We start from the raw sequence: 15,530 nt of genomic DNA on the forward strand, positions 1-15,530 counted from the left end.
GTCTTGTAAACCTAAATAACCTTATGAAACAAATCCTGCTAACGGTACTTTGCTGTTGCTTTTCTACCTTCTTATTTGCTCAAACAAAAGCTCCCGTCGCTCCGGCAGTTCCTAATATTACTGTAAAAGGTATTATCATTGATTCGGCTAATAACAAACCTATGGGATATGTTACTGTTGCGCTCCAGGATGCCGCCACCAAAGCCCCGGTAAAAAGCACGCTGGCTAAAGACGATGGCAGTTTTGAACTAAAAGCACCCGAAGGTAAAACTTACCAGTTAGTTGCTGTTTTTATTGGTTACGCCACCAAAACTATCCCGGTAAAACTTACAAATAATACATTTAATGCAGGCCGGATCCTGCTTTCGGCATCGAGCAAACAATTGAAAGAAGTTACCGTTACCGCTGTAAGGCCGGTAATGAAACAAGAGGTAGACCGCCTGAGTTATGATGTGCAGGCCGACCCGGAAAGCAAGTCTATCACCGCGCTGGATATGATCCGGAAAGTACCTTTGTTATCTGTTGATGGCAACGACGCTATCAAACTACGGGGTAATGATAATTACAAGATCCTGATCAATGGAAAAGAATCGGCCATGATGGCCAAGAACCCATCGGATGTGCTGAAATCCATGCCCGCTGCCAATATTGAAAAGATAGAAGTAATCACCACGCCACCCGCAAAATATGATGCCGAAGGCCTTGCGGGGATCATCAATATCATCACCAAAAAAAATGCGGACCAGGGGTATAACGTAAGTATCAATACGGGCTATAATAGTGTTTATGGTGAACGGGGCAATGTTAACCTTACCTTGAAGCAAGGGAAGTTTGGTTTTAGCGGCTATGCTGGTTATAACTACAGGCCCTTGCGTACGTCATCGTTCGAGAACATGACCACTTTTTTTAAGCCACAGTCAACCGATCCGCAGTCAACACTTAGTCAAACAGGTACAAGGGGCAACACTGGCAAAAACCTGTATGGCAGCGGTGAGTTAAGTTATGAGGTAGATACCCTGAACCTGATTACCGGCATGTTTGATTTTTATCATGGCAAAAGCAATCAGCATAATTATCAGGTTACTACCCAACGCGATAGCGCCGATGCCGTTACGCAATTTTACCGTTTGTTTAACAATGGCACAGGCGAATTTAAAGGATCGGATGTGGGGCTGAATTACCAGTTAGGCTTTAAAAAAAACAAGGAGCAGCTGCTTACCGTATCCTACAAATACAATTATAATAACAATCTTCAAACCAGCGAAGCCACAAAAGGTAATGACTTTAGCGGCGAAGGTGTCCCTAAAGATTACAGGCAATACAATAACTCAGGTTCAAAGCAGCATGCTTTTCAGTTAGATTATATCCAACCTTCCAAAATTCTTACTGTTGAGGCCGGTGGTAAAGCAACGCTGCGCAATAACTATAGCCAGTTTAATACTGATGTAAAAAGTGACGTGGATAATGAGTACCACGCCGATACAGCGCAGGTGAATAATTTTACCTATAAACAAAATATTTACGGTGTGTACAACTCCTATTCGGTTAAGCTAACCAAATGGGCTTTTAAAGGCGGTATGCGGTTGGAACATACCACGGTTAACGCCGATTTCGCGGTAGGGAAACCAACCGTTAACCAAAACTATGATAATTTTGTGCCCTCGATATCGGTACAACGGAGCCTGAAAAGCAGCAGTCTCACACTTGGTTTTACCCAACGCATCCAACGCCCCGGTATTTACCAGCTTAACCCATATACCGACCAATCCAACCCGCAATACCGTAACGTTGGTAATCCTAACCTAAGGGCCGCGGTAACCAATAATTTTGAATTAGGCTACAGCAATTTTGCCAAAGGCTCCATCAACCTGAGCACCAATTACTCATTTGCCAATAACACGGTGCAAAATTTAGCCTCGGTTGATACAGCAGGAGTTACTACTACAACTTACGCTAACGTGGGCTCAAACAAAAACTGGGGTTTTGATTTGAATGTGAATTATCCAATCACCAAAAAACTGAACGTGAATATAAATGCCGAATTACTGTTTGTTTGGCTGAAGGGCTATTACAACGGCTCGCTTTTCAGCAACAGTGGTAACCAGGGACACATTTTTACTTATACCAGCTACAAATTTGATGGCGGCTACCGCGCCGGTTTAAACATTGGGTATGACAGCCGTTATGTATTGTTGCAGGGAAAGGATAATTATTTTTTCTTCAGCTCCATCAGCGGTACCAAAACCATGTTTAAGGAAAAGGCCACACTATCAGTAAATGTTAACAATCCTTTCAAAAAATTCAACAAGCTCGACTTTTATACCAAAGGTGATGGCTTTGAAACTTACACAGCCAATAACAACTTTTACCGCACCATTAACGTGAGCCTGAGCTACAAGTTCGGCAGGCTTAACAGTAACATAAAGAAAAATCAACGTGGTATTAATAATGATGATACCAGCAGCGGAAGCCGCAATTAACAACTTTAGTAACTAATCCGTTACCTGGCAGTGGCAAACGTTAAAAAGTGTTAAACGCATACTTTTTGGTGTCACGCCCGGGTATCTTAAACGTCTTATGACCAAAATCGCAATTATGAAACAATTTCTACTAACAGTGCTATGCTGTTTTGTCACGGGCATGGCTATGGCCCAGGCTGCCGCACCGGTTCCTGTTCAAAATATAACCGTTAAAGGTACCGTGATCGATTCGGCAACCAATAAGCCATTGGGTTATGGCACTGTTGCATTGCAGGATGCCGCTACCAAAACTCCGGTAAAAAGTACGCTTGCAAAAGATGATGGCAGCTTTGAGTTGAAAGCTCCCGAAGGTAAAACGTATCAGTTAGTAGTAGCTTCAGTAGGATATGCAACCAAAGTGCTCCCGGTAACAATAACTGGTAAAACGTTTGATGCGGGCCGGATCCTGGTAACTGTATCAAATAAACAACTAAATGAAGTAACCATTACCGCAGTAAAGCCGGTAATGAAACAGGAGGTTGACCGCCTCAGTTACGATGTAACTGCCGATCCGGAAAGTAAAGCGGTATCTGCATTGGACATGATGCGTAAAGTGCCGCTTTTAGCTGTGGACGGCGATGATAACATTAAATTAAAAGGCAGCGGTAAATACAAGATCCTGATCAACGGAAAAGAGTCGGCGCTGATGGCCAAAAACCCATCAGACGTGTTAAAAGCAATGCCGGCTACCAACATCGAAAAGATTGAGGTGATCACTACGCCGCCTGCAAAATATGATGCGGAGGGCTTGGCAGGTATAATTAACATCATCACTAAAAAGAACGCGGATCAGGGCTATAATGGCAGTGTCAACATGCGCTATAACAGTGTTTGGGGGCCGGGGTATAACCTGAACATGACAGCCAAACAAGGCAAGTTCGGAGTTTCGGGGTATGCGGGTTTTGGTAATCAGAAGCGCAACACCAATACCTCAACTACAAAACAAACATTTTTTAATCCTGAATCAGAGATATTACAAACCGGAAGCAACTCATTTGGCGGCAAGTATCGTTACGCCAATGCCGAGCTAAGCTATGAGATAGACACCTTGAACCTGCTTACCGGTTCATTTGAATTTTTTCACGGCGAATTTAATCAGGACGGATCACAGCGATCAGCCCAGACAAACGCCGCCGGCGATTTGACCCAAGGCTATAACCTGTTGAGCAATAGCTATAATCATGATCAGGGACTTGATGCGTCTGTCAACTATCAGTTAGGGTTTAAAGGGCATAAAGATGAATTGCTAACATTATCCTACAAATACAGCTACGGGCCGAGCAAAAATTTTACTGATAACCAGTTTTCGGACAGGGTTAATTATTACAATGCACTTCAGTCCGATTTCAGGCAATATAATAATGCAGGTAATCGTGAGCATACTTTCCAGTTAGATTATGCTTATCCATTGAAGAAAATCAGTATTGAGGCCGGCGGTAAAGTGATCCTGCGGAACAATTTCAGCGACTACAGACGCGAAGACAAAGATTCAACCAGTTCGGTATATAACGTCAATGCAGGGCAAACCGGCGAGTTCGACTATCACCAGGATGTGTACAGTGCTTATAACTCATACCAGTTAAAGATGGATAAATGGACAGGCAAGGCGGGTTTACGTTTAGAGCATACCCAGGTAAATGCCGTGTTTACAGGCACGCCGCTTGATAAAAGCTATAATAACTTTATTCCATCGGTTTCTGTTCAGCGCTCTATGAAAAGCAGCAGCATCAGTTTGGGCTTTACCCAGCGCATTCAAAGGCCAGGCATTTACCAATTAAACCCATTTATCGATAAATCGAACCCCAAATTTATCAGCACAGGTAATCCCGATTTGAAGCCGGAGCTGAACAATACTTTTGAGTTGAACTATAGTAATTTCTCAAAAGGATCAATCAATGTTGGTTTGAGCTATGCGTTCTCCAACAACGCTATCCAAAACGTAACCAGCCTGATTCAAAACAACATGGGTGATCATATTGATACGGTTACGTTTACTACGTACCAAAATTTGGGCAGCAACCGTTCACTTGGCTTAAACTTGAATACCAATTACTCAATCACTAAAAAGTTTACGGTTAACATCAACGGGCAAATTTCGCATGTATGGTTAAAAGGTACTTATAATGGTCAGTTTTACAAAAACGATGGTTACACCGGCAACGCTTTTGCCAATATTGGTTACAAGTTTGATGGTGGCTACCGTTTAGGGCTTGATGCCGGTTTCTTTAGCGGTGATGTTACCTTACAAGGTAAATCGAGCAATTTTATTTTTAACTCCTACGTACTATCTAAAGAGTTCCTGAACAAAAAGCTAACCATATCAGCGGTAGCCAACAACCCATACAGTAGATACCGTACATTCAGATCGACCACACATACAGTTGATTTTGACCAGGAATCATTATACCATAACCGCTACAGGAATTTTGCCGTGAGATTAAACTTTAAGTTTGGTAAATTGAATGGCGATATCAAAAAGAACCAGCGTGGCATTAATAACGATGATACCAAAGGCGGAGGAAAAAGCAATGGCGGCGGCAATGGTTAATTGCTGATAGATATTTGTTAGGAGAGGCGCGTAATGGCGCCTCTTTTTGTTTTTTATCGCCATATTATAAAACAACAGGCGAGTTGAAATAGTCCCTGCTCATGATATATCGAAATCCGTAAATTTACCCCCATGAAAGTTTACGGAATAACCAATTGCAATACAGTAAAAAAAGCCCTCGATTGGCTTAAAGAAAATAAGGTAGCTTACGATTTTCAGGATTTTAAAAAGCTGGGTGTAAGCACTGAAAAACTGCAGGAATGGGATACCAAAGCAGGTTACGAGAAGTTTCTGAACAAACAGGGCCTTACCTGGAAACAGCTTGACCCCGCGGTTAAAGAAAGCATCAAAACCAATGTCGACGCGATGCAATTATTACAGCAAAAAACCAGCATGATCAAACGCCCGGTTATTGAGGATAACGGCTTCCTTTTCTTCGGTTTTGATGAGAAGGTTTATGCCGATCATTTTTTGGGGAAGTAAAGATAGCTTGGAACTTACGAAGGGAAAAAGCTTCGTAAGTTTAGTTGGCTTTCAAACCTTGCCGTTGTTGGTGTTGTCACCAACAACTTTACTGGCGACAACACCAAGTGGAAGTGAGCAAGTTTTCCTTATTTTAGCATATATGGCTGAAATTAATTTTGACTATCATCCACAATTTTTCACTGCAACAATTTTAGAATGGAAGCAATTGCTAACAGAAGATATTTATAAGGATATAATTATAAGGAGTCTGCTGTTTTTAAAAAATGAAGGAAGTATAGTTGTTTATGGTTTCGTGATAATGCCTAATCATATTCATTTGATATGGCAGATACAAGACGGACATACACGTGATTTGGTTCAAATGCGTTTCTTGAAATTTACTGCTCAGCAAATGAAGTTCAAATTATTGGATAGCGATGATGATAGATTAACCCAATTCATAGTTAATGCAAAAGATAGGAAATATCAGTTTTGGGAACGCAACTCTTTGAGTATTGATTTGTGGTCTCCAAAAGTTTTTATGCAAAAATTGGATTACATACATAATAATCCTTTACAAGATAAATGGAAGCTGGCTCAACATCCTGAAGAATATAAATATTCGTCGGCCAGGTTTTATGAAACAGGGATAGACGAGTTCGGTTTAGTTACACATCATGCAGGGTGAATAGTTGTTGGTGACAACACCAACAACGGCGTGGTATCTAACGCGTCCCTAATTTTTTAGCAATTGTCGGTGTTGTCACCAACAATAACCAATTCACTTGATAAGCAGCCTTTAAGCACGAAATCAATTCCTTAATAAATCCGTAACAATCGTTTTACCGATCTTTTGCTTCTGCCTAATTTGTAGTATACTTGTTCCTTTACGCAATTTATTTGACTGAACATGAAACTAAAACTGATGGCAGGTTGCAGCCTTGCCTTTATGTTGGCCGCAGGGGTGAGTTATGCCCAGCAGCCAGCGCCTACCACCACACTCCCCGCCGGTTCTGTTTACGATTATCACGAAACTTTCGGTCCCGGGTTTTACACTAAGAATGGTACTGAGTTCCGCGCGGCAAGCGGTGAGCCGGGATATAAATACTGGCAAAACCGTGCCGACTACCAATTGGCGGCAAAGCTGAACGATCAAACCAACGAAATTACCGGTTCGGAAGTTTTAACGTATACCAATAACAGTCCGCAAACATTGGGCTTTATGTGGATGCAGCTTGATCAGAACCTGTTTAAGCTCGATTCAAGAGGCACAGCTATCGTTCCGCCTGCGGGTAGCCGTAACTGGGGCCGCGGTGAAGCATTTGATGCTGGTTATAAAATTAAATCGGTAAAAGTTGCCAGTTTGAAAGGAGAATACGTTGACGTTAAATTCCTGATCACCGATACCAGGATGCAGGTTTTCCTTCCGAAGGAAATTGCTGCCAATGGCGGTCAGGCTAAATTGAAAATTGAATACTCATTTGTGTCGCCAAACTATGGATCAGACCGTATGGGCTACCTGCAAACCAAAAATGGTAAAGTTTATACTATTGCACAATGGTACCCGCGTGTATGTGTGTATGACGACGTAATGGGCTGGAACACCCTGCCGTATAGCGGTCCGGGTGAGTTTTACCTGGAATATGGCGATTTCGACCTGAGCATCACCGCTCCTGCAAACCATATCGTGGTAGCATCGGGCGAATTATTAAACCCGCAGGAAGTATATACCCCTGAGCAATTGAAACGCTGGGCTGCCGCCGAAAAAAGCGAAAGCACAGTGATCATCCGTTCGGCTGCTGAGGTTACCGATCCAAAATCGCGTCCTGCAGGTAAAACTCAATTAACCTGGCACTTTAAAATCAAGAACGCTCGCGATGCTTCATGGGCTTCATCTGCAGCATTTATTATCGATGCTGCCAAAATGGACCTGCCAAGCGGTAAAAAATCAACTGCCATATCTGCCTACCCGGTTGAAAGCGACGGCAACGATGCCTGGGGCCGTTCAACAGAGTATGTTAAAAAATCTATTGAGTATAACTCATCAAAATGGTTCGAGTTCCCTTATCCTGCTGCTACTGCGGTTGCAGGTATAGTGGGTGGTATGGAATATCCAGGCATTGTTTTCTGCGGAGCTAAAGCCAAAAAGGCAAGTCTTTGGGGTGTAAACGATCATGAATTTGGTCATACCTGGTTCCCGATGATCGTAGGCTCAAACGAGCGTATGTACGGCTGGATGGACGAGGGTTTTAATACGTTCATCAATACGCTATCGACAGCTAACTTTAATAACGGCGAATACAAAAATACCCGCGTGCCGGATATGCACACTATCGGCGCTTTCTTTACCAGGCCCGACCTTGAGCCTGTTATGAGCCAGCCGGCCAACCTTAAAGAAAAAAATACCGGCACCCTGCTTTATTCAAAACCAAGTGCCGGTTTAGTATTGCTGCGCGAGCAGATCTTAGGTCCTGAGCGTTTTGATTTCGCCTTTAAAACCTACATTAACCGCTGGGCATTTAAACACCCAACTCCCGACGACTTTTTCCGCACGATGGAAAATGCAAGCGGCGAAAACCTGCAATGGTTTTGGAGAGGCTGGTTCCTGAACGACTGGCGTTTGGATGTTGCTGTAAGCGATGTAAAATATGTTGATAATGATCCAACCAAAGGCTCGCTGATCACTTTAGATAACCTGGGTAAAATGGCAATGCCGGTTATCCTGGAAGTTAAAACCAAAGGTGGTAAAGTTGACCGCGTAAAACTGCCGGTTGAAATTTGGGAGCGTTATGCGTCATGGACATTTAAATATCCATCAACCGAAGAAATTGAATCGGTTACTTACGATCCTGATAAAGTATTACCGGATTACAATCCTGAAAATAACGTTTGGAAAAAATAATCTTATAAATCTCTCCTGAAGGGGAGATCAGTGAACGGCGACAAGATATCTTGTCGCCGTTTTTGCATTAAGCGTCCCTTGCCTGGTCTCCAATAGCGATAAGTGCCCCTGCTTACAATGCTAAACACCATACTCAGGAACGACCAGTTTTAAACTTGTTTTTTAGTCATATAGCCTCTGCAGTTTTTTGTAAATTGCATATTAATAAACGGAAGCCCATGGGACAGATTGTAATTGTTGCCTATAAACCTAAACCAGGCAAGGAGGAGGCATTGAAACAACTAATGAAAACGCATATACCGCGCCTGAAACAGGAAGGACTGGTGACCGACCGCAAATCCATCATTATGGAAGCTGCCGATGGCACCGTCATTGAAGTTTTTGAATGGTTGAGTGCCGAGGCTATTGCAAATGCCCATCATAATAAAGCAGTGCAGCAAATGTGGAGCGAATACGCTGAGGTTTGTGATTATGTGCCGTTGAGTACTTTGAAAGAGGCCCGGGATATGTTTGCCGGTTTCGTGCCCGTTAATTAAAGACGGATTCCTGTGCCGATTAATTTAAATACAGATCAAAAGGCAGCCTTCAAGGCAATCCAAAAATTTCTTGACCATCCGGCTGCCGATGTTTTTGTGCTGAAAGGATATGCTGGTACCGGTAAAACCTTTTTGATGCAGCACATTGCGCAATGGCTTAAAGAAAAGGAAAAGAAGTTTTGCATGCTGGCGGCAACGGGCAGAGCCGCCACAGTTTTAAGGGGTAAAACGGGTTTCTCCGCCTCAACAGTTCATGGCGAATTATATAATTTTGATAAGATAGATGGCCTTGACGAGGAAACACTGGCCGAAAGTTCGGCACCACGTATGGCCGGACAAATGACCATGCAGTTTTCAACCCGCACTGCCGATGCTGAAACCACCATTTATATTGTTGATGAGGCTTCGATGCTTTCAGGCACGTTGACTGAAGGCAATGGCTTCGCGGTTTTTGGCTCGGGAATCCTGTTGCAGGATTTTTTCCAGGTAGCTAACAAGAGCAAGATTATTTTTGTCGGCGACCCCTGCCAGTTGCCACCCGTAGGGCAAAGCTTTAGCCCCGCGCTTGATACAGACTGGCTGGCTAAAAATCAGCGTTTCCCGGTATCTGTTAAGCTTTCAAAAATAGAACGTAATAAAGATGACAACGATATTCTGGTTTTGGCAGGAGCTATCCGCACGATGAGCGAAAGCCGGGAGCGCACCAAATTTCCAAAGATCCCGGCATCAAACCTCAACAATGTAAAACTTCACGCTACAGACGATGTTATGTTTAACCTGTACGCGGCAAATTATAAGGCGGCCGGACCCAATAGCTGCCTGGCTATAGCACGCAGCAATAAAAAAGTTCAAATGATAAACCGGAATATGCGACGCGAACTTTTTGGTTCGGGATATGTGCCCCTGCAGGTAGGCGATGTGCTGCTGGTAACACAAAATAATTATTCGGTACCACTCACCAACGGCGATTTTGTAATTGTAAATGAGCTTGAAAAAACCGAACAAAAGCTGGGCATGAAATTTCAAAAAGTGTTGGTCACCGCGCTGGCTTCGGGGAAGGAGTTTAAGATGCTGCTTTCTTTAGATGCGCTTGAAAGCTTAAAGGGAAATCTCACTAACGATCAATCCAAAGCGCTGATCATCGATTTTAATGACCAGATGAAGGCAAAAGGCATTTCTCAAAAAAGTGAACAGTATAGGGAAGCCATGCGCGAAGACCCTTATCTCAACTGCCTTAAAGTTTCGTACGGCTATGCCGTAACCTGTCATAAAGCCCAGGGTGGCGAGTGGAACAATGTTTACCTCTTTTTAGATAAAAGCATGTACGGTTCACCATACTATGAACTTTGCAAATGGTGGTACACTGCCGTTACCCGTGCAAAAGATGAATTGAATTTGGTAAATGACTGGTGGGTTGCGTGAGTTTAAAAAAAAGTTATTGCGAGTATCCATTAGGGAAACCCTAAAAAAAATGTAATGACATGTAAAATATATTTTAACGGTGTTGCGCGTCGGCCGCATTAGGGATTGCAGTGTAAAGCCCGGAGCGCGTAAAGGGGTTGCGGGCGGGAAAGGCGAGGACTTGCAACGGAAAGCCCGGGCCGCAGGCAATGCCCATGTTATAAAATCCATCAAGAAAAATACACTTAATAATCAATGACTTACAATCATGATCTCCCTGCGGTCGGTTGTCTTCGTACCTGGCAATGACGCTTTTATTATTAATAGAATTTTAAGACACATCACCCCATCTGCAACCGTTCACTCTTCAGCTTTTTCTGTACATCCTGCTTATAGTTGCGACCGATAGGCAGCTCATGCCCGGCAACATCCATGCTATAGGCATAGAAAGAATCTATTTTGTTTAATGCCACTATAAATGACCGGTGGATGCGTACGAACCTGTTCTCAGGAAGCATTTCTTCGAGCAAGCTGATCTTTTGCCTGGTAATGTGGACGTGGTTATTTACGGCCACTACTTTAACATAATCGCGCAGGCTTTCTATCCATAAAATATCATTGATATTAACCTTAATTGTTTTGCGGTCTACTTTAAGATAAATGAATGTATGGGTATCACTTACAGGCTCTTCATGGGTAATCAGGAGTTTGCCCTTATGCTCGTTTAGCTGATAAATCTTGTCGACCGCCCGCAGGAAACGCTCAAAAGAGATAGGCTTTAAAAGGTAATCAACCGCGTTGAGCTCAAAACCATCAAGGGCGTATTCGCTGTAGGCGGTGGTGAAAATTACTTTAGGCGGGTTCTTGAGGCTTTTCAGCAGATCGGTACCTTTTATTCCCGGCATCTGAATATCCAGGAACATCAAATCGATAGGTTTTTGTTGCAAGAGGCGAAAGGCTTCAATACCGTCATTACAGGTGGCGGTAACCTCCATCTCGCTGAAGCGCGCAAGATAGTTTTTCAATACCTCAATGGCATGTGGCTCATCGTCGACTATAAGTGTACGGATTTTCATGCGGTTACCATTTGTTGTGCAGCAGATTGTTTTATGATTTTCAGGTCGAGATCAAGCGCTACAAAAAAAGTATCTTCTTCGTTCACGATCTTCAGCCGTGAGGTATGAGGGTACAGCAGGTTGAGCCTTTTGGTCACATTCTTTAGCCCGATATGCCCCGGCGTATAGCCTTCTTCAACGGGATGTTCGGGTTTGCTGTTGGCTACTTTTAACTTGAAGTGGTTTAGTGTAACGCTGATATCAATATTGATCCAGGTAGCGCCTACCTGCTCGCTGGTGCCATGTTTAAAGGCATTTTCGATAAAAGGTAAAATGAGCAGCGGGGCTATAGTTTTATCTTTCAAATTACCGGTAATGGTAAAGTTAATGTCGATGCGTTCTTCATAGCGTAGTTTTTCGAGCTTTACATATTGCTGCATCATAAATACTTCCTTCTCCAAAAGTACTTCGTTATCTGAGCATTCATAGAGCATATAGCGCAGCAGATCCGACAGGCCAATTATGGCCTGCGGCGATTTGGGCGAATTATTAAGACTTAACGAATAAAGGTTATTAAGTGTATTAAATAAAAAATGCGGATGTACCTGGGCTTTCAACGCGTTGAGTTCGGCTTCTAATGCCGCCTGCTTGCGCTCATACCACATTTTAAAAAGTTTAATAGCAAGCACAAACCCGGTAAACAGGTTGGTCCCTTTAAATGAATTTACCAGGCTTTGCCCATCTGTTAACTGCTCAAAAAACGGGCGTTGGGTTGAGGCGATATAACCGGCATCTGTTACGTGCATCACCCTGATCAGGTAGGGCGCAACAAAAAGGATTCCGATGGTACGGCTGATAAACATACATGCAAAAACAAGCGGTATCAGCATCATGAAAAACATCACATATCGTTTTTCAAAAACATATTTGGGCACCAGCCAGTAAGCAATGGCATAGTAATACGCTATTTGTATGGGCATGTACAAAAGGTTATTGCGTAAGGATACCCAAAAATTGGTCTGGAACGAATAAAGCGTCGTGATGAAAAACGATACAATTACCCAAAATATCACGTGCTGCCAAAAGCGCGGCAGCTTTATATTATTGAGCAGGAGATCGAAGCCGGTATTCATATAGCTAATTTACTGTAAAACAGTTTAATTGGACGGCTTTTAGGATAAAAGTGCGACAAACTGCAATCATTTGATGACGAACTACCTGGAGTAAGGCTGCTTCGGTACGTTTTTCAGGTTGGATGTTTATTTGTCGTATTAAAATGCGGTTAATCGTAACTGGCGGGTTGTGTGCCTATGCTATTTTCAAGCCATTTTACGAGCCCTTAATTTTAGTTTATATTAAAAATAACACCATGAAAAAGTTGATTATCACAGTTTGTATACTGGCATTTGCAGCAGTTGCGGTGCAGGCTCAAAATAAAATAACAAACGTACACGGTTTTTGGGTAGTTGAACACAACATTAATTTGCCCCGCGTGCAAACCATTAAGTTTTATAACGATAACAATAAGCTGATATACGAGGAAACAGTTTACAGCAAACTCAACATTAAAGAGAAAAAGACCCGCCTGGCGCTTGATCAGGTCCTTGACAGGTTGAACGAGCGCACCGCCTATGTTGAAAGTAAAAATCTGGTAATGCTGAGCCTTGATTTAAGGCATTAAGATCTTTTTTAAATATACGTTTAAAAACCGGTGGTCAACGCGAGGTATGGCGCCGGTTTATTTTTAAGAAAATTCTTTTCCTTCCCGTCAGCAGGTAAGCTTCGGGCGAAAGCGGGCAGAACAATGGTGGCCTGTGCTGCTGTTGGGGCATAGCAAGTTTTTGCAGAAGCGGGGACAACGAGCGAGCGAAGCAGGGCAAAATAATTGCAGCCCGTGGTTATGCCCGGTTTGCAGGGCAAAGGCCTTGAGCGCAAAGAAGCCTATCTGCTGACTTGATTTTTGGTTCTTTTTATCAAGAAAAAGAACAAAGCCAACCCGCGGCGAATGAGCGGGCCGATATCAGTTAACTACAACTAAATATCTTGCTTGCCTTGTAAGCCTAATCGTGGGATTAATACTCCAAATACTTCTCAACCCTTACCGCTACCAAATCTCCCTCGATATATTTCCCGGTTTCCTCGCTCAAAACCCGTAGGGTTATATCTTCATGCTGAAGGATCAGATCCTCGTAAAAACCTTTAAATAACACCTGCTTAACAATCCAGCTTTTGGTAGCTGCTATCAATTTAATTTTGATCTGCTCGGGATAAACAACCGCATATTCTTTGGTTATGTCAATGCCGCAAAAACGGGCCTCATGAGCGGTTAGTACGTTGCAGTTGGTAAGTAATTGAGCTGTGTAAAGAAATTTTGGATGTTTGTATAACGCCTTAGGGTTGCCATGCTCAACAATTTCTCCTTTGTTTATAACAATGAGCTCATCTGCCATCGATAGCACTTCGGCAGGGTCATGGGATACCATGATCACCGTTAATCCGGTTTCTTTAACTATCTGCCTGATATCATGCTGCAGGCCTTCCCTGAACGAAGTATCAACCTGGTTAAAAGGTTCATCGAGCAATAATACCTGGGGATGGGTAACGATGGCGCGGGCGATGGCTACGCGTTGCTTTTCGCCACCGCTCAGGTCGGCCACCCGCTTATCAGCCATGTTGAACATATTGAGCTGTTTGAGCACGCTTTCGGTTTTCTCCTGTTTGGCTTTGAGATCTGTTGCCGGCAGCATAGCCGCCACGTTATCCCAAACTTTGGCAAACAGGTTAAGATCATCGGTATGCTGGGTTACCATTTTCATGGCATCATGACCGGGGATCAGCTTTTCTTCAGGGCCCCAAATGCGTTCACCTTTAAAGTAAACGGTGCCTTCATCGGGTGAGAGCAATCCATATAACAAGCGTAGTAAAGTGCTTTTACCGCTGCCACTTTCGCCAATAATGGCGGTGATTTTGCCCGGCTCAATAATGAGCCCGGTTTTTTTTACACCGGCCTGCTGCTTTCCCGGGTATATTTTACTTATGGCAACTGCCTGCAAAAAAGGAATCTCTGACATCAGTGGCAAAGATAAACCGTTGATAGTTATGATTACGCTGATTGCGTTGATTTCTTTTTTGGGATTACACTGATCATTTTCGGGATGAGATCTCGCGGAAGATTATCAAATCATCTTAATCATTCACATCCAAAAATAATCAGCGAAATCAGCGCAATCAAATAAATCAACGGTCAGAAGCCAAAAGTCAATCCAAACGAGAAGTTTCTCAAGCCTTTTTGATCCGGGCTGTTTTCAAACATATCGTTGAAGTAATACTTGGCATAAAGACCCATGATGCCGTATCCCATGCGTACAAACACGCCTTTGCGCAGTTTGGCAAAATGATAATCGTCGTTAAATTTTTGCTTGCCATTTTCCTCGCTGATTTGTTTTACACGGCCGTTGAGTAAGATGCCAATCTCCGGACCGGCAACTAACCTGAAATAATTCCCCCGGTCATCTTCATGGCTGCGGTAATAGAACGATAGCGGTATGCGAAGGTAGGTTGATGAAAAACGGTTTTTACTGAAGTGGATACTGTCCTGAACGTAGGTGAGCACCGGCGCGTTACGCTGTATGGTGATATCATTACGTAGGCGGATATGGGTCCAGTCGAAACCGCCGGATACATAAATTTTGAAAGCACTGTTAAACCGGTAACCAAATTGCAGCACATCAAAACCAAAGTTGCTGGTTTTCCATTGGCGGTAGCTTAAAAATTTGTTTTTGTCAGATAGGGTAAAACTGCCATTGTCAATCAGCGTGGCAAAACCCAGGTCGATCCTTGAAAAGGTTACCCCAAAGGAAAATCCAGGTGCCTTGTGGGCATGGTAGGTAGTATCTGGCTCATCATTATTAATGTTAACCTGGGTTACGTCATCGCCAAAGCCAAGTTTTACTTTAACATGCTTTTTATGTGTAGTGGTATCGGTGGTGTTTTGTGCAGAATCGGCAGGTGTGCTTTGAGCAAAAGCAAAACTCACGGCAAGGCATATTGTGATGGTAAAAATAAGGCGTTTCATATGTTGTGGTATGTCTATCGTTCGCTAAG

The 15,530-nt window shown here is 43.1% G+C and carries 12 protein-coding genes; 8 read left to right on the top strand and 4 right to left on the bottom strand.

Annotation, left to right across the window (positions count from 1 at the left end; all coding sequences use genetic code 11):
• Positions 1-23: 23 nt before the first annotated feature.
• From ABID99_RS01395 to ABID99_RS01425, 7 genes are all read left to right on the top strand, one after another.
• On the top strand, positions 24-2,480 hold the full coding sequence (locus ABID99_RS01395; protein WP_373612629.1) for a TonB-dependent receptor domain-containing protein: 2,457 nt from the start codon (positions 24-26) through the stop codon (positions 2,478-2,480).
• Between the two features lie 115 nt (positions 2,481-2,595).
• Positions 2,596-5,067 (top strand): TonB-dependent receptor domain-containing protein, encoded by a 2,472-nt coding sequence (locus ABID99_RS01400; protein ID WP_373612630.1) that lies wholly within the window; start codon positions 2,596-2,598, stop codon positions 5,065-5,067.
• A 132-nt stretch (positions 5,068-5,199) separates the two neighbouring features.
• The gene (locus ABID99_RS01405; protein ID WP_373612631.1) at positions 5,200-5,550 is read left to right on the top strand and encodes a Spx/MgsR family RNA polymerase-binding regulatory protein; all 351 of its coding nucleotides are present in this window, start codon (positions 5,200-5,202) and stop codon (positions 5,548-5,550) included.
• Positions 5,525-6,220, top strand: a complete 696-nt coding sequence (locus ABID99_RS01410) for a transposase (RefSeq protein WP_373612632.1) — start codon at positions 5,525-5,527, stop codon at positions 6,218-6,220. Before ABID99_RS01405 ends, ABID99_RS01410 begins: the two co-directional genes overlap by 26 nt.
• Before the next feature lie 222 nt (positions 6,221-6,442).
• Complete coding sequence (locus tag ABID99_RS01415; RefSeq protein WP_373612633.1) at positions 6,443-8,434, top strand: M1 family metallopeptidase; 1,992 nt, start codon at positions 6,443-6,445, stop codon at positions 8,432-8,434.
• A gap of 218 nt (positions 8,435-8,652) precedes the next feature.
• Complete coding sequence (locus ABID99_RS01420; RefSeq protein WP_373612634.1) at positions 8,653-8,970, top strand: hypothetical protein; 318 nt, start codon at positions 8,653-8,655, stop codon at positions 8,968-8,970.
• Between the two features lie 12 nt (positions 8,971-8,982).
• Complete coding sequence (locus ABID99_RS01425) at positions 8,983-10,392, top strand: ATP-dependent RecD-like DNA helicase (RefSeq protein ID WP_373612635.1); 1,410 nt, start codon at positions 8,983-8,985, stop codon at positions 10,390-10,392.
• A gap of 320 nt (positions 10,393-10,712) precedes the next feature.
• Here the strand turns inward: ABID99_RS01425 and ABID99_RS01430 are convergent, their stop codons facing one another.
• Together ABID99_RS01430 and ABID99_RS01435 are read right to left on the bottom strand one after the other, a co-directional pair.
• Positions 10,713-11,447 (bottom strand): LytTR family DNA-binding domain-containing protein, encoded by a 735-nt coding sequence (locus tag ABID99_RS01430; RefSeq protein WP_090529123.1) that lies wholly within the window; start codon positions 11,445-11,447, stop codon positions 10,713-10,715.
• Complete coding sequence (locus tag ABID99_RS01435; protein ID WP_112657849.1) at positions 11,444-12,559, bottom strand: sensor histidine kinase; 1,116 nt, start codon at positions 12,557-12,559, stop codon at positions 11,444-11,446. Before ABID99_RS01435 ends, ABID99_RS01430 begins: the two co-directional genes overlap by 4 nt.
• Positions 12,560-12,795: 236 nt before the next feature.
• Between ABID99_RS01435 and ABID99_RS01440 the strand changes: the two genes are divergently transcribed.
• Positions 12,796-13,107 carry a hypothetical protein gene (locus tag ABID99_RS01440; RefSeq protein WP_373612636.1) on the top strand — a complete coding sequence of 104 codons (312 nt, stop codon included), beginning with the start codon at positions 12,796-12,798 and terminating at the stop codon, positions 13,105-13,107.
• A gap of 391 nt (positions 13,108-13,498) precedes the next feature.
• Here ABID99_RS01440 and ABID99_RS01445 read toward each other — a convergent pair whose 3' ends face one another.
• Positions 13,499-14,497, bottom strand: coding sequence for an ABC transporter ATP-binding protein (locus ABID99_RS01445; RefSeq protein WP_373612637.1), 999 nt, complete (start codon positions 14,495-14,497; stop codon positions 13,499-13,501).
• Positions 14,498-14,670: 173 nt separating this feature from the next.
• Positions 14,671-15,501, bottom strand: coding sequence for an outer membrane beta-barrel protein (locus ABID99_RS01450; protein ID WP_373612638.1), 831 nt, complete (start codon positions 15,499-15,501; stop codon positions 14,671-14,673).
• Positions 15,502-15,530: the final 29 nt, after the last annotated feature.

It is taken from the genome of Mucilaginibacter sp. OAE612 (genome assembly GCF_041806395.1).
Lineage (GTDB): Bacteria > Bacteroidota > Bacteroidia > Sphingobacteriales > Sphingobacteriaceae > Mucilaginibacter > Mucilaginibacter rubeus.